Source organism: Bacillus sp. REN16 (assembly GCF_020731355.1).
Lineage (GTDB): Bacteria > Bacillota > Bacilli > Bacillales > Bacillaceae_L > Ferdinandcohnia.
This window is the reverse complement of sequence record NZ_JAJFZK010000005.1, coordinates 80897-102641: the sequence shown is the minus strand read 5'-3', so window position 1 is coordinate 102641 and position 21745 is coordinate 80897. Positions and strand designations below refer to the sequence as shown.

General features: G+C 37.6%; 17 protein-coding genes. 2 read left to right on the top strand and 15 right to left on the bottom strand.

What is annotated here, in order from left to right:
• Window position 1 precedes the first annotated feature (1 nt).
• The 4 genes from LKW28_RS07875 to LKW28_RS07860 all read right to left on the bottom strand — a co-directional run bounded on the left by LKW28_RS07875 (window position 2) and on the right by LKW28_RS07860 (window position 4650).
• Entirely contained in the window at window positions 2-1693 is a 1692-nt protein-coding gene (locus LKW28_RS07875; RefSeq protein ID WP_229140031.1) for an ABC transporter permease, read from the bottom strand.
• A gap of 77 nt (window positions 1694-1770) precedes the next feature.
• The gene (locus LKW28_RS07870) at window positions 1771-2826 is read right to left on the bottom strand and encodes an ABC transporter substrate-binding protein (protein ID WP_229139810.1); all 1056 of its coding nucleotides are present in this window, start codon (window positions 2824-2826) and stop codon (window positions 1771-1773) included.
• Window positions 2827-2860: 34 nt separating this feature from the next.
• Window positions 2861-3655, bottom strand: a complete 795-nt coding sequence (locus LKW28_RS07865) for an HAD family hydrolase (protein WP_229139809.1) — start codon at window positions 3653-3655, stop codon at window positions 2861-2863.
• The gene (locus tag LKW28_RS07860; RefSeq protein ID WP_324255023.1) at window positions 3652-4650 is read right to left on the bottom strand and encodes a LacI family DNA-binding transcriptional regulator; all 999 of its coding nucleotides are present in this window, start codon (window positions 4648-4650) and stop codon (window positions 3652-3654) included. The genes LKW28_RS07865 and LKW28_RS07860 overlap by 4 nt, the downstream gene beginning before the upstream one ends.
• 504 nt (window positions 4651-5154) lie before the next feature.
• Here LKW28_RS07860 and LKW28_RS07855 point away from each other — a divergent pair.
• On the top strand, window positions 5155-6018 hold the full coding sequence (locus LKW28_RS07855) for a phosphatidylinositol-specific phospholipase C/glycerophosphodiester phosphodiesterase family protein (RefSeq protein ID WP_229139807.1): 864 nt from the start codon (window positions 5155-5157) through the stop codon (window positions 6016-6018).
• A gap of 512 nt (window positions 6019-6530) precedes the next feature.
• Window positions 6531-6623, top strand: coding sequence for a DUF624 domain-containing protein (locus LKW28_RS23215; RefSeq protein WP_420708836.1), 93 nt, complete (start codon window positions 6531-6533; stop codon window positions 6621-6623).
• 356 nt (window positions 6624-6979) lie between these two features.
• On the opposite strand, the gene LKW28_RS07850 is transcribed toward LKW28_RS23215, so the two are convergent.
• From LKW28_RS07850 to LKW28_RS07800, 11 genes are all read right to left on the bottom strand, one after another.
• Window positions 6980-9088 carry a DUF5054 domain-containing protein gene (locus LKW28_RS07850; protein ID WP_229139806.1) on the bottom strand — a complete coding sequence of 703 codons (2109 nt, stop codon included), beginning with the start codon at window positions 9086-9088 and terminating at the stop codon, window positions 6980-6982.
• 27 nt (window positions 9089-9115) lie between these two features.
• The gene (locus LKW28_RS07845; RefSeq protein WP_229139805.1) at window positions 9116-9877 is read right to left on the bottom strand and encodes a sugar phosphate isomerase/epimerase family protein; all 762 of its coding nucleotides are present in this window, start codon (window positions 9875-9877) and stop codon (window positions 9116-9118) included.
• 44 nt (window positions 9878-9921) lie between these two features.
• Window positions 9922-10872 (bottom strand): aldo/keto reductase, encoded by a 951-nt coding sequence (locus tag LKW28_RS07840; RefSeq protein WP_229139804.1) that lies wholly within the window; start codon window positions 10870-10872, stop codon window positions 9922-9924.
• Complete coding sequence (locus LKW28_RS07835) at window positions 10853-11650, bottom strand: glycerophosphodiester phosphodiesterase (protein ID WP_229139803.1); 798 nt, start codon at window positions 11648-11650, stop codon at window positions 10853-10855. Before LKW28_RS07835 ends, LKW28_RS07840 begins: the two co-directional genes overlap by 20 nt.
• A gap of 80 nt (window positions 11651-11730) precedes the next feature.
• A complete protein-coding gene (locus LKW28_RS07830; protein ID WP_229139802.1) occupies window positions 11731-13032 on the bottom strand; it encodes a CehA/McbA family metallohydrolase in 1302 nt (433 codons plus the stop codon).
• 24 nt (window positions 13033-13056) lie between these two features.
• Window positions 13057-13923 (bottom strand): carbohydrate ABC transporter permease, encoded by an 867-nt coding sequence (locus LKW28_RS07825; RefSeq protein WP_229139801.1) that lies wholly within the window; start codon window positions 13921-13923, stop codon window positions 13057-13059.
• A 3-nt stretch (window positions 13924-13926) separates the two neighbouring features.
• The gene (locus LKW28_RS07820; protein ID WP_229139800.1) at window positions 13927-14802 is read right to left on the bottom strand and encodes an ABC transporter permease subunit; all 876 of its coding nucleotides are present in this window, start codon (window positions 14800-14802) and stop codon (window positions 13927-13929) included.
• Between the two features lie 126 nt (window positions 14803-14928).
• Window positions 14929-16341, bottom strand: coding sequence for an extracellular solute-binding protein (locus tag LKW28_RS07815; RefSeq protein ID WP_229139799.1), 1413 nt, complete (start codon window positions 16339-16341; stop codon window positions 14929-14931).
• Window positions 16342-16500: 159 nt separating this feature from the next.
• Window positions 16501-17532: a LacI family DNA-binding transcriptional regulator gene (locus LKW28_RS07810; protein ID WP_324255022.1), complete on the bottom strand. Its 1032-nt coding sequence runs from the start codon at window positions 17530-17532 to the stop codon at window positions 16501-16503.
• Window positions 17533-18038: 506 nt separating this feature from the next.
• On the bottom strand, window positions 18039-18911 hold the full coding sequence (locus LKW28_RS07805) for an ROK family protein (protein ID WP_229139797.1): 873 nt from the start codon (window positions 18909-18911) through the stop codon (window positions 18039-18041).
• Window positions 18912-19227: 316 nt separating this feature from the next.
• On the bottom strand, window positions 19228-21735 hold the full coding sequence (locus tag LKW28_RS07800; protein WP_229139796.1) for a beta-mannosidase: 2508 nt from the start codon (window positions 21733-21735) through the stop codon (window positions 19228-19230).
• Window positions 21736-21745 lie beyond the last annotated feature (10 nt).

Genomic DNA, 21745 nt, shown 5'->3' with positions numbered 1-21745 from the left:
GTTAAGATAACCTCCGTTTCTTTGAACCTAATTGATTAACAAGTAGTTCAAGTAATCCAATAACAGCTAAAATAATAATAATCAGAATAATACAGTATGCAGCCGCAGGTCCTAACCTACTTGCTTCTACTTGAGAAAGAATTGATACCGTCATTAAGTTCCAGCTGACTGAAACAAGGAAGATGACGGCGGATATTGAAGTCATCGAGCGAACAAATGAATAGACCAGCCCAGAGAAAAAGGCAGATTTCATTAATGGTAACGAGATTAACCAAAACGTTTTAAAGGAGTTTGCCCCCAAAATGGTCGAAGCTTCTTCAATCGATTTATCAACCTGTCTCAAGCTGTTGGTACCTGCTTCAATACCAACCGTTATGTTTCGGAAGGTAAAGGCAATAATTAAAATTGCCGCAGTACCCGTTAGCAATAATGGTTTACTATTAAAAGCCAATATATACCCTATCCCGACTACCGTTCCCGGTACAGCGAATGGCAAAATCGTAGCAAACTCCATCAATTTCTTACCAACAAATTGTTTGCGAATTAATAAAAATGCAATGATCATCCCTAAAATACCGGTAATCGGCGTCGATACTAATGCTAAATATAGAGTATTTTTAATTGAATCTGCTCCAATTGTGAAAATATATCGGAAATGATCGAGGGTTAAGGAATTATTAACACCCCATACCTTTACGAACGAACCCCATAGTACAGAACCATAGAATAGTAGAACTACACCAGTAACAAGGCTACAAAGGGCAAACAATGGAATAACAATATATTTTTCATGAATTTTGATTGAGCTCTGACTTGGTTTTCCGGTAACCGTGACATAAGATTTTTTACTAATCCAGTATTTTTGGATAAAGTAGGCGGTCATCGATGGCAGTAACAGTGCTACCGCTAAAAATGCACCTGAGCGTAGATTATACATACCCGTAATTTGCAGATAGGCTTGTACCGCTAGGGTTGAATAATCCCCTGCAATTACCATTGGATTCCCAAAATCCTCAATGGACTTTATAAAAACAAGTAATAACGAACTTAATACACCTGGAACCGCTAGAGGGAATGTAATTGATTTGAACACATCCCAGCGTGAAGCACCTAAGTTAAGAGCGGCATCTTCAACCGATGAGTCAATAGATTCTAAGACTCCCCTTAAGTTTAAATAGGCAATTGGGAAGAAGGCTAATGTTTGAATGAAAAGCAAGCTTCTAAACCCATAAACATTCGAATCTTCAAAGCCAAATAGCCCACTTGAAATTACACCGTTACGACCAAATAAAAGAATTACAGAAAGAGCAATAACAAATGGTGGCGAAATGATGGGTAGCAATGCAATTAAGTGAAAGAACTTTTTCCCTTTCATTTCTGTTCGAGTGACGGCAAATGCAAAAACAAATCCGATAATGGTAGCAAAAATGGCGGCAATGACACCTAGCTTTATACTATTCCATAATGCGTGCAGGAAGACGCCACTTGTTGCTGCATTTGTTAACACTGACAGATCAAATCCATTTTCACCTACAACCGTTGCCTTTAGGACCTGAAAAATGGGATAAATTGAAAAGATAAATAGGGATAAGAAAATGAGAATGACTAAAAGTAAGAGAAGAGGTTCTTTCGTCAACGATTTCATTTCTTTTTTCTTAATGGTTAGCCGATGCTGTAAATTTTGCATATTCACTTTTGCCAATTATGTCAACTCCCTTCTTGTAGTATTTAGTGAGACAACGATTGTCATCTCACTAAATACGTATTCATTTATTCCTTAGCAGCCTCTTGGCCAACTACATCCGCTTCGTATCTTTTTAATAAACGGTCACGGTTTTCTCCTGCCCAAACTGCATCATATTCAATTACTTCTAATTCTGATAGGCTAACGGCGCCTTCTGGGACAGTTGCATCCGGATGAACAGGTAGACGGAATGAATTCGACTTCGCGTATAGATCTTGAGCCTCCTTGCTAATTGCCCACTCAATAAATTTCTTCGCGTTTTCCACTTCACCCTTTGGCCCATTTTTGATTAATGCTGCCGCACCAACTTCATAACCAGTTCCATCCTTAGGGAAGGATAATTCAATTGGGTATCCTTCGTGTTTCGGAGCTAGAATATCATGTGCAAATGCAATACCTACAGCAGTCTCTCCTAATCCAGCTTGTTTAGCCGGTGCTGAACCAGATTTCGTATATTGTCGCATATTTTGGTCTAACTTTTTGAAGTATTCGATTGCTTCATCTTCTCCAAGTAATTGAACCATCGTTGCATATACTGTGTAGGCTGTACCTGACGAAGCTGGGTGAGCCATTGTAATTTCACCTTTAAATTCAGGTTTTAATAAATCTTCCCAGCTAGTAGGTGCTGATACACCTTTTTTACTTAACCAGTCAGCGTTATTAGCAAATCCAAGTGCTCCAACATAAATTGGTGTCCAAACCCCTTTTTTATCCATGAATTTTTCTGGAAGCTTATCTGCGCCCTTGGGTTGGAATTCTTCTAGTAACCCTTCATTTACAGCAGCTACGAATGTATCCGAAGGACCACCAAACCATACAGATGCTTGTGGATTTTCTTTTTCAGCTTGAAGTCTTGCGAGAGTTTCACCTGCAGACAAACGAACGAATTTCACATCGATACCCGTTTCTTTTTCAAACTCTTCAATATAGACTGCAACCTCTTGCTCAGGAAAGGCTGTGTACACAGAAACAGTTTTTGACTTTGATGAACCAGAACCATTTGCATCATCAGAGCTACAGCCCGCTAATGCTACACTTACAATCATTAAAAGACTTACGAGAAACAATACACCTTTTTTCATTTCTTTTCCCCCTTTTTAGTTAGCGCTTACATTTTTATGTTAAATTGTTGAAAATAATGTCGGCGATGGCGTGGAGTTCATGATGTACTGTCTTTCTAAATGCTTTGGTCTTTAGTTGTTCATGACAATTTTCAACAACATAACCCTGTGTGGCGGCTTGCAACATTGAAACATCATTCAGATTATCTCCAACCGCAATCGTTTTAAGATCACTTCGTTGTAGATATCGCACTAGTTCTTGGAGAGCATTTCCCTTGGAAGTATTTGTAGGTAGGATTTCTAAATAGCTTTTTTCAGAATATATTAGTTCACAATTCACATCAAAGTCTTGGATAAGCTTTTCGCATTGTTGCAAAACTGAAGTAGATGGTGAGATTAGAAGGATCTTTGTAATTGGTTCTGCAAGCATATTTTCATGAAGTGATTTGCAGGTCACCCCGTCCTTCTGCTCATGTACCCTTACAATCTCATTTCGATTATGGGTATACACTTCCCCATCTCTATAAAGAAGAAAACCAAGTTGATGTTGAATATCAATTGACATTAGTCGTTTCGCTAATAGTCCATAGTTTTCAAGTTTTCTTTCATAGATGACTTCTTTTGTCCGTGGACAATATATTTTGGCGCCGTTATATAAAATGACGGGTAAATCAATTCGAATCTCTTCGACAAACGGGTGTACTGATTGCTCCATTCTTCCTGTTGCTAATGTAAACAGTCCACCATGTTTTTTAAAGTGTGCAATTGCCTGCTTGTTCACTTCACTTATTTTCTGGTTACTATCCAACAACGTTCCATCTAGGTCTGAAACAAGTAAGGTACTTTTCAAACAGCAGTCACCACCTTAATTGTTTTTCTTTCTACTAGCTTAGCGTGTAAAAGAACAGACTCACTATCCTCTGATCCATTAATCATTTTGAGTAGTAAATCAGCCGCAAACCTTCCCATTTTCTTTCTCGGCTGCGCCATTGTTGTCAACTGAATCCAATAAAGACTTGAAAATACTAAGTCGTCAAATCCAATAATGGAAATTTGTTCAGGTACTTTAATATCTTTGATGGCTAACCATTCTAATGCACCAATTCCAAGTAAATCATTACTTGCAAAAACAGCCGTTAGATGAGGATATTTCCTATATAATTCCTCCATTGCGATTCGGCCAGATTCAATTGTTCTTCCTGCTGTTACAATCGAATTTTCATCGGGTTGTAAGCTGTGTTTTCGCATCGTGTCCAGGTAACCTCTTAATCTTTCTTTGCTAACAAAGGAATCCTGAGTCATCGCGAGAAAACCAATTTCCTTATGGCCGTTTTCAATTAAATAGCTAACTGCCTCACACGCTCCTGTGTAATGATCGACATCAACGAACGGCGCTTTAATTTCTGACGGAGTTCTTCTTCGCAGGAACACAATTGGAACCTCTAATCTGTTCAATAACGAGATAAGCTCCTCATCCACATGATCTGGTGTTACGATTACACCATCCATCTTTCTTTCGAAAACACTTTCTATAAATTGAAGCTCTTTTTCTTTATTTCTCATCGTATTCCCATAAACCACTTGGTAGCCGCTATTAGTAAAGACCTCTTCAACCCCCACTGCAATATTTGAGAAAAATGGATCCGCAATATCAGGAACCATTAATCCAACCGTGAAGGTTTTGCGTTGGATCAAGCTTCTGGCAATACTGTTTGGCCGGTAATTAAACTTTTGTACAGCCTCTAACACCTGTTTTTTTGTTTCTGTATGTATATCTGAGTGGTTGTTTAACGCACGTGATACTGTTGATACGGATACTCCTAAATGTTTTGCTAGATCTTTGATGGTTACAATGATACTAGACCTCCTTCCCCAAAAATGGATTTGGTTTTTGGAAACGTTACCGGAAACGTTTCCAATTCAAATTCTATACTTTTGACAAGTTAGCGTCAATACAATTTTCTGTTTATTTTTTATATTTAGATTAATTGATAAGAATTTATTATATTACCATATTAAACTTTCAAAAATGTTCTATTTTTTATTTCAGTGGATAGCATCCTAATAGAAAAGGAAACTAGCAGGGGATGGTTAAAATACCATGAATAACCGATATTCAATTATTTCGCAAAAATTCTAAGTAAAAATTACAATATCCATCACGATTAGACATAACGTAGGTAAATATTCCTACCTCCATTATAAATTCTGTCAAAATAATAGGTACTTTTTAGTGTTTACTCTACAAAATACAGAATGTTACGATAATTTTGACACATAAAATATATTATCTGAATGGAGGAATAGCGAAAAAAGTAGATTTACAATCTAATATTTGGAGGGAATTGAATGAAAAAGTATTTGCTGCTAACTATCCTTTTTTTAGTTATAAGCCCGATTACTACTGTTTTCGGAAACGTTACCGGAGGAGAAGAACTTACACCTTTAGCCAGAGCCCATGCCCACAATGACTATGAACACGATCGCCCGTTACTAGATGCTCTCGACCACGGCTTTACTAGTGTGGAAGCTGATGTTTGGCTTGTTGACGGCAAGTTATTAGTTGCCCATGATTTTGAAGACATTAACCCCGATCGTACATTAGAGTCTCTTTATCTTGAGCCATTAAGAAATCATGTAAAAGCAAATGGTGGAACGGTTCAACCAGGTTATGAGCACGACTTCATCCTGTGGATTGATATTAAATCAGATGGTGAGGCTACATACCGTGCAATTCACGAGCAACTTCGTAAATATCAAAATATACTTACAAGATTTCTGCCATCCGGCGTAAAACCTGGTTCTGTATCTGTGTACATTTCCGGTAATCGCCCTCGTGACTATATGGAAAACCAAGTTGTACGTTACGCTGCCTATGATGGACGAATGTCAGATCTTGGCCAAGGCGATTCACATGAGTTCATTCCTGTAATTAGTGACAACTGGACAAAGCATTTCACATGGAAGGGTGAAGGTGAAATGCCGCTAGACGAAAGAGAAAAGCTAGATTATATTGTCTCTACTGCACATGCTAATGGACAAGAAATCCGATTCTGGGCTACACCTGACAGTGATACACCTGCACGAGAAGCACTTTGGAAAGTTCTATTAGAAGCCGGTGTCGACTTGCTTAATTCAGATGATTTAGCAGGTCTACAGAAATTCTTATTAGAAAATGATTCTAATCCATCTGTACCAGTTACTCCTTGGTAAAAAGAACTAGAGTGTAAGTACCTTGTTCAACCCCGCAAAGAGTAAAAAGGCCATTTTTCTAAATGGCCTCCTTTACTATGTACTTTTACGTCGGTAGATTTTCAAATTCTTTTATTGAAATCCATCCTGCCCTTTTACCGATCCCGCGCTAAGGCCACTTACTACCTGTTCTTGCAGATCAACAAACACTATGATGCTTGGAAGAATAATCATCGTGATGACTGCAAAGAGCACTGGATAATTATAGCTGAACATTGACGTAAAGTAGTTTAATACGAGTATTATCAAATGAAATACAATTATATCTTGTTGATTTTCATTATAGCAGTCTAGTAAAACATATATTAAACTTAAACTTCTATTTATTCAGATATGTAAACCCATACAAAAAGGTGTGTGAAAACAGATGAGATTCCTAAATAGTAGATTTTACTTCATGGCCGAAGCAACTACAAACTTTTTTTTCCTTAATATGCTTTGCCTTATAATGTGCATACCAATTTGTAACCATTTTGCCAGCAGCAGCTGCTATGTTCGGAGTTATCAGAAATTGGATGACAAAAAAAGATTCAGGCGTATTCCGGGCCTTTTTCATCGTTTTTTAAAGAAAACTTTAAACAAAGCTTTGCCATCGGAATTACATGGATTTTGTACATCGGATTATTTTATATTGATTTTGTCATCATTCAGCAAATGGATGAAGCCTTAAAAATTGTTTTTATGTCTATCCTATTAGCGAATGGATTAATTTTAGCAATAGTTACAATTCATATTTTTCCCATCATGGTTCATTTTTCATTATCTTTAAAAAGTCTGGTGAAGAACTCATTATTTTTCTCACTGCTCTATCTACCTACTTCACTCCTTATTTTAGTTATTAACTAACAACAAAGTATTGCACTCACTAGTATCTGAAAGTTATTGTAAATAATAATAACCTAGATATAAGTGAGTGCTTTATTTAGTAAGTCGTTAGTTTCAAGGTAAATCTACTTTTCCCATCCTCTTCGTACCACATTGGGAAGTTTGTACCCCAAATGTTGTTGTAGAGGTTAAAATGTATGCCGCCTTCTAACGGGGCAAACGTGTTATCAAATTGAAGCAGTCGTTTCTGACCTGGCGAAACGATTGGTGAATCTTTTGTTTCAATCTGAACTTCCCCATCTGCACCATGATAGTATACACCTCTATCTACTGCGTGAAGGTTGCGGTTACCGTTTTTAACCACCTCAAAAGGTGATATAAGCTCACCCATTTTTTCAAGCTTCCACAAATTTGGATTGTCTACTTGTAATGCAATTGAAAACCATAATGCTTCAGGTAAGCGGTTTGCTTCCTTTTGAAACCATTGGAGTTCAATATCGATTTGCTCGTTCTTCTTATAAAACGTGTACTCAATCACTACTGTTTTTGGAGAACCAAATTCCGAAAAAGATTGCTCTGGCATTACCAATTCTACAAATATAACATCGTTCTCATCAATTTTACTTTTACTTATCGAAACAACATTAGGCATAAATAGTTGATGCTTTGGTGTTGGTATAACCAGTTCAATACCTGGTTTTCCTTGGTCCGCATCAGACCACCGGTATGTTTGACTTGTATTTTCAACATATTCCTCAAACCAACGATTAAAATTTTCTACACCGAACGATTCATAGCAGAAGGCACCGAGTCTATAAGCATTATTAGCCCATTCTTTCCCATTCTTATCTACTAAAGAAGAAATAGAACCATCCTCTGCAAAGACGACCTGAAATGCACCAAGTGAATACACTCTATTTATCTGTAGCAAATCGTCTGTTTTATCAGCCTTTTGAGGTTCCAGGCTCTTAAGTGCCTGGCGTGCTTCCTCTTGTCTTTCTTTGGATAAGATAGCAACAGCTCTTTCAATATACGCTCTCTGTTCTTTCCAGGAACTCTCAAATAATTGATAGCTCCTTTTATTCCAAGAAGTTGTAAATATTTGCTCTGATAGACTATCAAACTCATCCATTGCAAATGAGCCGATATAGCTATATTTATCTGGAACTGAATCTTCATCAATTATATTTTTTACTCTTGCTTTATGAAAGTCCTGTTTCGAATAGTTTTTATAATCATTTAAGTATTTCTTTTCATCTAAGCCCCATGTATGCTCAGGTATTAATAATAACCAATCTGAAAATAATGTATTCTCCTTACTTGTTACGTCCAATTCACCCTGAGCTATCCATTTATTTCGAAGTCTGATTAACTCGCGATAACAGGCAATCTTTTTGGGATCTGATGCCACACCGTGAATCCATGAATCACCAATTTCTTCATAAATAATTGGAAGGTTGTGCTTAAAATCCTGAAGTTTTGTCGCAAACTTATCCATTGTAGATGCTTTAATAACCGCATTTGGAAACTTCCCTTGTAATTTTGCAAATTCTAATTTAATATCTTCCATTGTTGGCGGCCCACAATTATCCCCAGTATGAGCAAATACCATGACCTCATTCAAACCATCAATTCTCAGCACATCTCCATAATTATTAGCATAATTCACAATAACCTCTGAGTCATTCTTTCCTCTCCAGACAAAGATTGTTGGCACAGATGGAACCTTTGATGCAGGATTTACACCGAAATGTAAATACTGAATGCCCGCATTTGCCAAATAAGGGATTATTGCTTTTGTGTGCCCTGGCACATCAGTCATTTTGGCGGAGACTGTTTTTTTACCAAACCTTGCATCCAATCGTTTTGCTAGTGAAAGCCCATACTGAAAGAGTTCCGCATCGATTAATTCAGTATGCGTGGTAAAAGGAAGTCCATGCCATGTTATATATCCTGCTTCTATTGCGGCTGTCATTCTTTTAGTTTCTTCTTCATTTGCCTGCTTTAAATATTCATGAATAAGCCAGGAGCCGGTTGTCCATACAAACCCAGCAGATGTCCCCTCGACATCTAGGTTTTCTGCCAATTCTATCGCTTTTGGAATATATGATTTAATATATTGTTGAGTTACATTTTCAGCTAGGTCTGTAAATCCGATATCCAAATGAGTTTTGAAGATGACATGCACCACTTCAATATCCTTCATGTTGCCACTCACCACCCAATCTTCTACTTATACTTGTATTTTTTCTGAGATTTTAATTAGGTTTGCTAAACTTAGTTCAAGACTGTCAAATGGATTACCAGGACAGAAATCCTGTTCAACACAGTAGTACTCTACTCCGTTTTGTTCACCCCATTCGATGATTGGTGCAAAATCAATTAAACCTGTACCGATTTCTGCAAAATATTTACGATCATCATTTGTCATATCCTTGAGATGGAGAATGGGAATACGATTTGGGAATTTTTTAATGTAGGTTAAGGGATCAATTCCAGCCATTTTAACCCAGTAAGTATCAACCTCAGGATAAATGATAATACCTTCTTGTTCTTCTGCAATATAATCAAGGGCAAATTTTCCATTAACTTTTGTCTTGAATTCAAAATCATGATTATGATAACCTACCCGATAGCCCCTAGCTTTCTTGGAAACTTCAATGAGATCTTGCTTTACTTTCAAGTACCCTTCTACAATCTGCATATCTTCCTCTAGATAATGACAGAAGAAGTCCGTTGTCCCAAATAAGTCAGCTTCCTTCAATACCTGATCAAGCTCGTTGTTCATCCGATCTAAGCTAATATGCATACCTGCTGTTTTAAGTCCTGTTTCCTTCAACACTTCAGCTATCTCTTCAGGAGAATATGCATATAGGCCATCAATTTGAACCGCTTCCCAGCCCATTTTCTTTAATTCACGTAACACACCTGGAAAATCTCTTTTAATTTCATTTCGTAATGTATATAATTGAGCTGCAAACTTTTGTCTTATCATCTTTTGCTCCTTTTCCATTTAGGTGTATAAATCCAACTAGAATATTAGTTCACTAGATTAAGATATTTCACTTCTGATGCACTTAATTGAATTTTCGATCCTTTGATGGATGAAAGCAATTCCTCTACTTTCTCAGGACCAATAATTGCCGCAGTAGGATAAGGTTGATTTAAAACATATGCAAGGGCAATTTCATTTGCTGTCGAGCCCTTCATCTCACCTAATTCTTGGGCACGGTTGAAGCGCTCCCAATTCTCGTCGCTGTAGTATACTCGTATGAATTCCTCATTGTCACGATTTTCAGGCTTGAATCGTCCACTGAAAAAACCACCTGCCTGTGAAGACCATGACAATAATGGCAATTGATTTCCTTTATGCCAATTTGAGATTTCTTCATTGACTGATACACATCCAGGCCATCTTGGTTCATTACATTGGGCTAAGCTTAGGTTAGGACTATTATAAGTAAAGCCTACTAAGCCATGTTTCGAAGCATAACGATTTGCTTCTTGTATTCGTTCATGTGACCAATTTGAGGCGCCAATTGCGTGTAGTCTACCTGCCTCTACATGCTCATTGAGAATCTCCATGATAGGCCCAACTTCAACATTTAAATCGTCTCGGTGAAGAGCATAAAAATCAATATAATTTGTACGAAGCCTTTCCAAGCTTTCCATAATATCCTTTGTGATGGAAGCAGGATGAACACGCGGTCCTGGCTCCCCATCGTCGGGGTGAGCGCCCTTCGTTAAAATATAAATATCCTTACGTATTCCTCTTTTATCAAGCCACTCCCCTAAAACTTTTTCACTATTAATATACTGATGGGCAGAATCAAATGTATTTCCCCCAACCTCAACAAATTTATCCATAATCGAAAACGCGCTATCTTTGTTTTCTAATTGATAAAAACCTGCTGTACCCATAATTAACCGAGATACTTTTTTCTCAACCGATTTATTATCAACTAACCCTCTAAGTGTTAAGTAGTCCATCGGCAGACCCTCTATTCTCGTAAAATTTTGCTCTTTCCTGTATCATAACGTCTGGAATGTTCGTATCCATTGCATCAATTCCCCACTCTAAAATTGTCTTCCAGACATTAAGATCATCACTCATGCTTCCATGAACATAAAAACCTTGGTTATGTAACACCTCTACTAAACGTGGAGATAAATGAATGACTGGAACATTTAACACTTGGGCCTGAATGGAACGTAAGTATTCAGTTGGATTCACAATTCTTGATGCACTTATTGCACTCGTGATGACTTTTTTGCTGCATCGCCTCGCTTCCACTAAGGATGCGTGATTGAAAGACATGATCTGTACCTGCTCCACCATACCATAGTGCTCAATAAGTTCAACAACCTTCTTGGCCAGTGGTTCATGCAAATGCTCTAACTGTTTTAGCTCAATATTCATCCAGATTTTATCCTTAGACCAAGCCAAGACTTCTTCGAACGTTGGTATCGTTTCACCAGTAAAACTTTCAGAAAACCATGAGCCAGCATCTAGCTGCTTTACCTCTGCTAGTGTGTGATCATGAACAAAACCCTTTCCATTTGTTCGTTTGTCTAGGAAAAAATCATGGTACACAATGACTTCTCCATCTTTTGTTAATTGAACATCTAATTCCAGCATATCAGCCTTTAACTCGTAAGCCTTTTTAAAGGCAGACATCGTGTTTTCAGGGCAATAGGCTGAAGCCCCTCGATGTGCTCCAATATAGTTGATTTGGTTTCCTCGAAAAATACTTTTAATCTTACTCACCTTCCCTATTTAAAAAATAAAGGTGATACTCGTCTCCTTTTTTCAGTTATATATATACCAATGATGTATATTTATTTCCCTTATTTCAAATTGATATTTTTGTTAGTAAAATAGATTGGGTTACTCAACGCTGCCATTAGTCGTTGTTTTGCCTCCGGAAAATAACGCCAAACTTCAACTCTGTAAAAGGAACGTTTATTAATCTCCCATTCTATGTTTAGCTCTTCTTGTTCTTTTCCAATTATGACTTCTTTTTCAATTCCTTTATTTGAAATAACCTTAACGATGTCACTGCTTTGAACATCATTTACTGTTAATTCAACTTTCTGATTAGATTCCTTGCATACATCACCAACCATACTATCTCCACAAGTCATGTTAATAAATGGGCCTTCTGGTGCGTAACTTAGCACAACATGTCCTTTGTCAATTGTTCTCAGTATTTCAGGACATGTTAATGCTTTACTATATACCCAATTCGTTGGCATTCCGTGCTTAACATGGACTTGCTGTGGATTGTGAGCATCACTGCCGCCAACGGCAACAAGCCTTTTTCCATCAACAAGCTGCTCATGCCACCAATTAACAGCATCATGATTATCTTCCCTCCATGGTCCGTTCCACACTTCGACCCAGTCATAGTCAAAATTCCAATCCAATCTCCAACCTGTATATCGGCAAAAAGGGTGGTTCAGAGAAACATATGCACCTTGATTACGCGCTTCTTTTATACGGCTATGCAGATCTTCTATTGTGTTTACACGAAAATCCTTCACCGGATCATTTACACCATAAAAATTTAGATGCCCTTTGTTCGTTGTAAGCTCCATCCCGGGGATAAACAATGTATCTGTATCACGAGGGTATGCTTCATTTTGGCTTGCAGCATTATGGTCTGTGATACCTACAAAATCAAGTCCGATATTTTCAACAAGTTCTGCTTTTTCCCTGAGGGTAAACTTTCCATCACTGTGTACGCTGTGTGTATGGAGGTCACCTTTTATCCAACGATGCGTTTCCAATGTGTATTCGACCGTTACATTCACTGTACATCCCTTTTCGGCTACCTTGTAGCTTCCAAGGATAACTGCCCACTCTCCAGCATGAATTTCTCCGTGTAAATATCCAGGTGTTGCTTTTGCCTGGTGGATAAAAAACTGTGTCCGCGCGCCACCGCTCCAGCCCCGAACACGATATGGATCTTTCACACCTAAATCAATAATGCTTGATGCTACACCGCTATGAACGACATCTATTTTTACTTGGAATTGTTCTACCCCTTCGGGTAGTGTGAAAGGAATCTCAATGTATAGTCCTTCTTCTTCATGTGAGATAAATTGTGATACCGTTTCCATCTTTACGTCAGCTTGTGCATTTGTCATTTCTAATACCTCCTAAGTCGGTAGCTATTCTTTCGTTGAACCAAGCATGATTCCTTTTACAAAATACTTTTGTACAAATGGATAAATGATTAATAACGGAATAAGTGCGATAACAATCCCTGCCATTCGAACGTTCGCAGTCATAAAATCACTACTAGAAGTGGCATCAGACGTTAAGATGATTGAACGAAGGGCAAGCTGTAATGTATATTTCGTATCGTCATTTATATAAAGCAATGCAGAAGTAAAGTGATTCCATCTACTTACAAATTCAAATAATGTCACAGTTGCAAGACCTGGTTTTGCTAGTGGTAAATAGATTTGAAGAAAAATTTTAAAATCTCCAGCTCCATCCATTTTTGCTGATTCTGCTAGGCTATATGGAACAGATAAGAAAAAGTTTCTCATTAAAAGAACACTAAAACCAGAAACCAACCCGTGGATGATTAATGAAGTTAATGTATTTAATAATCCTAAATCTTTATTTACTACATAAAGCGGAATCATGATTGCTTCACCAGGAATCATCATCGTTAGCATAATTAAAGTAAGCATAATGTTCTTTCCAGGCAAACCTCTTTGAATTAATACATAGCCCGCCATGGCTGATAAAAATACATGGACAGTCGTACCAATTACTGTAACATAGACATTGTTTAAAAACGGTCTCCATAGCTCCATTTTTCTCCATATAGTTTCATAGCCTTCAAAACTAATTTCTGTAGGAAACAATTTTATACCAGGTTTCATAGACTCAATATTTGAAGATAAAGAGACGGTAATCGTATTTAGTAAAGGAACAATCATGGTAAGTACTAATAGCAATAGAAAGAGAGTATTTAGACTGTAAAAAAATCTTCTCTTCCAACTGAAATGTCTCCAACTCTGCATTTTCTATGCCTCCTCATCAAATCGTGTTATTTTTCTAGCAACAAGTGTTAATATTAACGTTGCTAGAATAACAATAAATGACGCTGCTGTTGCAATACCCATTTGAAACTCGAGAATCCCCTTTTCATATGTATATGTCATTAACACATCTACTTTTCGAGTGATGGCGGGATTTCTCATAACAAATATTTGGTCAAATATTTTCAAAACACCCAATAAGTTTAATAGAAAAACTACTTTCATCGTTGGGACTAAAGATGGTAACATAATATGTTTAATTTCATGCCAACGAGAAGCTCCATCAATTCTTGCAGCCTCATATAACGACGGGTTTATACCAACAATTGCTGCTAAATAAAGAATACAGGTATAACCCATATCCTTCCATATCGCAGAAAGAATCATAAGTGGACGTGCATACTCATCTTTTGTGAAGAAATGGATCGGCTCTCCTCCAAATGCTTTTATTACTTCATTGACAAGTCCCCCATCAGGAGAGAGTAAATAAATCCAAATTCCTCCAACAACAACCCATGAAAATAAATGTGGTATATAAATGACCATTTGCGTGAATTTCTTGAATGAAGCGCGAATGACTTCATTTAATGAAATGGCAACTATAATAGGGAATACAAATCCAATCAGCAGGATTCCTCCACCGATAATCAGCGTGTTTACCAACACTCGCCAAAATATTGGATCATTTAGAACTGTTATGTAATTTTCCAAGCCTACAAATGGTCGATCACCTATAAGCCTAAATTTTTGTAAACTAATCACAAATCCCCTTGCTAGGGGATAGTAGGAAAATAAAATAAAATAGATTGCAATTGGTATCATCATCATGTAAAGCCATGCATATTGTTTAAGTGCCTTCACTCATATCATCACCTTTTCACACGGTATAGAGGTAATTTAGATTCTTAGTAAATTGTATACGACCTTATGTCCGTTAGTGTGGTTAAAAAAGAAGGAGGGCTTTTCAGCTACACCCTCTTCAATCATTTATTTATCAATTAAATCTGCATCTAATAATTCTTTATGCATTTGATTTACCGCCTCTGTTGCATCCATTTCACCCATCATTGCTTTAAACGCATAGTTTTGGATGATTTTTTCTGCTTGTGGCCAACTTTCAGTGGAAACCTCTAATGAAGAGTTACTTAGAATAATTTCTTGTGCATCTTTTACACCTGGTAACATACCAAATGGATTTTCCCAGCTCGTGTTATTTGGAATAACAACCCCATGGTCCATACCGTGTTCTTCGCCAGTTTCTGTTAATTCATACTTTCCATCAGTTAATGTGAAATCGTGATCCAAAATTCCAAGCGTACTTAATACGTTACCATCTTCTGAATGCCAGAATTCAAGGAATTCTTCAGCAACATCTGGATTATCAGCATTTACAGGAATTGCCCATACACTTGGGTCTCCACGACGAAGCATTTTCTTACCATCTGGACCTGCAGCAGCGTTAATTCCTTTTGCCACGAATTCAGTATTAGGATCTTCAGTTAATTTTATATTGTTAAATAATCCAACCCATGCATCCCAGTATGTAACCATACCTACACGGTCAGTTAAGAATAACTCACGCATTTTACCTGTATCATTAGTTGCAAAATTTGGATCTAATATACCTTCTTTATAAAGCTTTGCGAACCATTCAAATACAGGAACAGCTGCTTCGGTTGCGATTGGAATAGTACGATTTCCATCTTCATCAATTTCATAACGATACTTTACGCCAGCAGCACTAAAAAATCCTTGAACATCATACATACCAGCAGTTGATAGACCGTATGTATCATCCTTGCCATTTCCGTCTGGATCTTGTTCTTTAAACGCTTTTAACACATTGTAGTAATCATCAAGTGTTTCAGGTGCTTCAAGGTTTAATTTCTCCATCCAGTCTTGACGAACGGTTGGCAATGTTCCACCTTCAAACTTGTTAAACACACCATAAATCTTACCATCCTCATACGTAATTAGATCCCATTCCTCTTTTGGAATCACTGATGAGTCAGACAATACCTTTGAACCATCAATTGTATCGTTTAATTCAGTTAATGCACCTTGTTCTACTAAAATATCCATTAGGTTTTTGGTAAGTAGGATAAGGTCAAACTTTTCGCCGGAAGACATAGAGGCCATAAGCTTTTGGTCATAATCAGCAGGGGGTTTAACCATTTCTACTTTTATACCTGTTAATCTTTCAATCTCTTTAATAAATAAATCATTTTCTTCTGGTGTTTTCCCACCTACTACGTTCGTTAACATACGCAGGGTTTTTTCACCGTTTTTTTGATCAGGTTTTTCATTACTACCTGACTCCTTAGATGTACAAGCTGACAGAAGTAAGCTAAAAATCATTAAAGCCAATACAAAAAGCTTAAACCCTTTTTTCGTTTTCATTATTTTACCTCCTCTTTACCTGAAAAATCTCATTATTAATCGGCATAGCAGACGTTCTCAATGTGTCTATTCTGTGCAGTCATATCAACCCTTAACAGGATGGTCTCAGAAGGTAACATCCCCCCCTTCAGTTATATAGATTTAAATGTTACTTTCTACCTAGTTAAGATTTTTGCAGGAATCTCGAATCACTAATTTCGCGGGAATCATCTTTTGTTTTGGTGCCAACTGTTCAGTTAATACATTAATTAATACTTCTGCAGCTTCCTCCCCAAGTCTCTCTGGGAATAGTTCAATGCTTGTAAGCTTCGGAGTTGTTTCTAACGCAAGAGTTTCACTATTACTCAGAGCGATTAAAGACAAGTCATCGGGTACCTCTATTCCTAACTCTCTAGCGGCACGCAGTACCCCAAGTGCTACTCGATCCGTATCGGCAATAACAGCTGTGAAATTATTATTTTTATAGGCTTCTAACAAACTATAAAACCCAAAGTCAGATGCATTCGTATATTTCTCGATATCGTTATAAACAACACTTTCCTCCACAAACGGAAGATTATAGTTTTCAAAAGCTTGTCTTAACCCCACCTTGCGATCTTCTGCAACTGTCATACCCTTTTCTGCATTTAAAAACAGAATATCTTGGTGACCATTCTCAATTAAATACTCACCAACTTGTTTAACAATTTCAGTGTTATTATTGTCAACAAACTTTATTTCGTCATCATCTTTACTAGGACTGCCAATTAAAACAAAAGGAAGATTAAAATTCTGATATTGCTCAATCCTTGGATCATTATCTTTTGGATTTAGTAGGATCACTCCATCTACTGGATCTCGTGAATATAAAGATGAATTTTCATTTTCAAAGTTCCTGTCAAGGAGAACACGATACCCATTTTCTGTACATTTTCTTACAACCCCATTAATTACTTTTAAGTCAAAGCTACCTAATTCAAAATCTAAGGTCGGCATTTTCAAACCTATAATCATTGTTTTCTTGATTGCCAGGCTCCTTGCAATATGATTTGGAACATAGTTAAGTTCTTTTGCAGCATTTATTACCCGCTCAGTAACTTCAGCACTGATTGGGCGTTTCTTACTAAATACATTTGAGACAGTCCCCTTTGAGACCCCTGATTTTCTTGCAACATCATCTATCGTAACCATATGTACTCCTTTACATTGAATTAAAATCGTTAAACCGGTTTAATAATAATAAAAATAAAAAACACCCTAGTCCGACTATATATAGTGACAGTTCGATGACTATACTTACTAATTATTGGGGGATTGTTAATAAAAATGCCACTATCGTTAAAACGGTTTAATTCCTAAGTACAATTTTTCTATCTTCAACTCATTATTATCTTACTTTTTGTTCAATTTTCTCTAATTCACTTGTCTACAAGCAAATATTACTACAGTACTATTCTGGTAAACATTATTAAGATTGTAAAAAACCGGTTTAATTAATGATTACGCTTTCATTATAGGTAATCATTCTTAATTACGCAATGGAAAATTTAAAAATATTTAAAATTGTGTCAGTTTTTTTAGTGAATTTGGCAAAGCCAACTAGTTTGGAGAGCAATTCTTCCATATTAAACGTAACCGTTCCTCTCTAAGATACTTTACCTTTCCCTCCGTCCTATCAAAAAAACTCCCCAACATCCACGGGGAGCCACTAATACTTATTATTTTCCTTCCACCCCAAGCGCAATCGCCCCTGCAAGCCCAGCATTGTCGCCAAGTCCTGGGGAAACGATGTAACGATCTATATTTTCCGGAGTTAATTCAGGAACAGCCACATAGCCGTTTAACAATTCCAATACTTGGTTCCGGACGAGTGATAATAAATGTTCCTGCTTCATAACGCCTCCACCGACAACAATCTTTTTCGGTGATAAAACAAGGATATAATTCATTATTGCTTGAGCTAGGTAATACGATTCGATTTCCCAGACCTCGGGTTGGTCCGTTAATTCCTGTCCCTTTTCGTTCCATCTTTTCTCAAGTGCTGGTCCCGCAGCTAGCCCTTCCAGGCAGTCCCCATGATACGGACAGAATCCTTCGAACGTATCATTTGGGTGACGCTTAACTAAAATATGACCCATTTCAGGATGGGTCAACCCTTGAAACGGTTTTCCGTTTATGACTGCACCTACACCGATTCCTGTTCCCACTGTCATATAAAGACAGCTATCCAAGCCTTTCGCTGCGCCCCAAGTAGATTCAGCAAGCGCAGCTGCCGTTACATCCGTATGAAACCCAATTGGTACTTGAAACTGTTCTTTTAGTGCACCAACGATATTATAATTTTTCCACTTCACCTTTGGCGTTTCCGTAATATAGCCGTATGTTTCGCTCGCGTTATCTACATCAATTGGTCCAAACGATCCGACTCCGATCGCCTCAATTTCTCTATCTTGAAAAAATGCAATGACCTTTTCCATAGTTTTTTCCGGGTTTGTCGTTGGAAAAGTGATCCTTTCGTAAATCTCTCCATGCTCGTTCCCTACTCCACAGACAAATTTTGTTCCGCCTGCTTCAATTCCGCCAATTCGCATAATATATAATTCCCCTTTCTTATTAAATGAACGAAGTGTGTAAACAGGTAAATAAAGGGTAAACAAAGGGACGGTTCTCTTGTTTTCCTAGTATATGGAAGCCCTCTTTCTTCACCATTGCTTTTGCTTTAAATACAAGATTCAAAGAGATATCCCCAGTATCTCGCTGCCAGGCGCATTTAATCCATGATGGGGAAAAATAGTAGAACAGTGAGCCGTCCCAACGTATCTCTATCTATTGGAAAAAAATAGGCGAACAGCAGAACCGTCCCCCTGTTTTCCTGTTTTTAAAGCTGCTTTCATACTTTTCTTCACACTAATGTACCGAATTTATTGCTGAAACACGTAATTTTCTAAGATCGACTTTTTCACCTTCAAGGTGACCAATTTCAATTGTCTTGGTTTCATTTGGCAATAAGTCAAAGAAATTATCACTAAAATGAATTTTCTTTGCTGGAATCTCTAGCTTTACCATCCTCGCGTGATGGTCTGTACTTACGGTAACCGTTTGATTTTCCTTATCGACTGCTGTCTCAAGTTGAGCCTGGGGCAGTGCCAAATCTTTATGGTCTCTTAAATAATACACATTTTGTTGTGCCTTACCTTCAATAGAAGATAGACGCACCACAACCTCATTTGCCGGAAAACCATTTAATACCTCTTCCTCTGTAAAACTTGTTATCTTAACCGAAGCATTTCCCTTAACCTCAACAGGTATGGTTGTTGTGAACAATTCTTCCCCACTAATGCTTTCAACCTTTACCTCTAGTACATCCGTATATGTCTCTAGTAAATCATTGACTACCCAAATATGAAGATCACTTCCTGGATCGTGGTCAATCGTTAATAAAAGCGGATGGAAGAATTTCTTAGCGTAAAAATAGGATGCTTTTGGAAGCTGGTAATAATCAATCATTGACCAGCTTGTGCCAGGCCAGCAATCATTTAATTGCCAAATTAGGGACCCGCTTGTAAATGGCTTATTTCGACGATAATGCTCAATTCCGCACTTCAATCCTTCAGCCTGAGTAAGCATTGAAAAATTCATGTACTCCTCAATATCTGTTGGAATCCCTGTGTAGCCTTCCATTAGCATAATTCCTTTTTGGTGATGATAGTCCTTGTTGCGATAGGACATTTCATCACTGCCCCAATAAAAGGTTCCCTCTGGAAGATTATCTTCTAACGTAAATCTGTTAGCAGATGCATGCATGCCAAATTCACTGCTAAAACGGGTAAAATCCTTTTTATAATTTTTAAAAGACACACCTTCAACACTATAATCCTGACCTAAGTTCTCTCCAAACTTTCGTGGCTCGACATTTCCATGCCATACCTGCCAGTTATGACGATCGCCTACTTCTTGTGAGTCATGGTCATTACCTCCAAATGGGGAGCTAGGCCAATAAAGACGACTAGTATCCAGCTCATCTAACAATTCCGGTATCAGCTCATGATAGATCTTTTCTCCATAAAATGGAGTATCGATGTTTCCTGCCGTAAATTCGACCTCATAGAGCCAATCATTTTCATTGTTTCCACACCACAAAGCAATCGACGGGTGATTACGTAGCATTTTTATTGCACAAGTGATTTCTTTTCGCACATTTTCCATATAGTTATAGTTGTAATCCGGGTACAAGGCACAGGCAAACATGAAATCCTGCCATACGAGAATACCAAGTCGATTACAATCCTGATAAAAAATCTCTCTTTCATAGATTCCGCCGCCCCAAATACGAACCATGTTCATATGGGCTTCTTTTGCTTGAGTTAAGAGCTGGCTGTATCTTGAATCCGGAGTAGACCCTATAAAACTATCAATTGGAATCCAGTTGGCACCTTTCGCAAAGATTTCAACACCATTCAACACAAATGTAAAACGGTTATTGCCTTCTGCATCCTTTTGCATAACCTCAATGGTACGAACACCAACATCGGTTGTGTCTGAATCTATAACCTCACCTTCGCACTCGAGTTCCACATCAAGGGTATAAAGATGAGGTGTGCCTAAATCATGTGTCCACCATAGCTTAGGATTTTCAAGCTCTATTATAAAATTCACATGATTCTTCTGAACCTGTACTGTTTTCATGATTTCCATATCGCCATCATAGAACTTCACGTTGACCGATAAAGGTTTATTGCGGACATATGTCCTTGTATCTACATCAATTTCAATAATCGCTTTGTCATTCGTTATTTCTACCGTTCTCGCAAACACACTATCGATCTTAGCGATTTTTCTAGTTTCGAGACGAACATCCTTCCAAATACCTGCAGTTACGATTTGTGGGCCCCAATCCCAGCCAAAATGGTACTGAGCTTTACGTGCCCAAATTCGATCTTTCCCGTAGCCAGCCCAGTAATTCTTTTCTTTTTCCTTTAATACATCAGCTACAACTTCAAATTTAACCGCAATGATATTTTTTCCATCGACAACTTCTCTAGTCACATCAAATGTATGTGGGATAAACATATTTTCGGTGGAAGCAATTTCACATCCATTTAGATAGATCGTTGCGTACGTATCGAGTCCCTCAAAAATTAATTCTAAGCGCTCATCCGTTTGTAGACTTTTCTTATCATAGTGAAACTCTGTCCGGTACCACCAAATCTTCTCCGAAACCCATTTTGATTTTAAGTCATTATGCCCGAAAAACGGGTTATCGATTAATCCCTTTTGAATTAAAGTAGAATGTACATCACCAGGTACGTTCGCAGACATCCAAAAATGATCAATATAGTCTGGAGCAGCAATTGCTAAATCACGTTCTTGTCCCCGATTAAAATGCTGAATTTTCCAATTTTGTGTTAATTTCATCGGTTGTCAT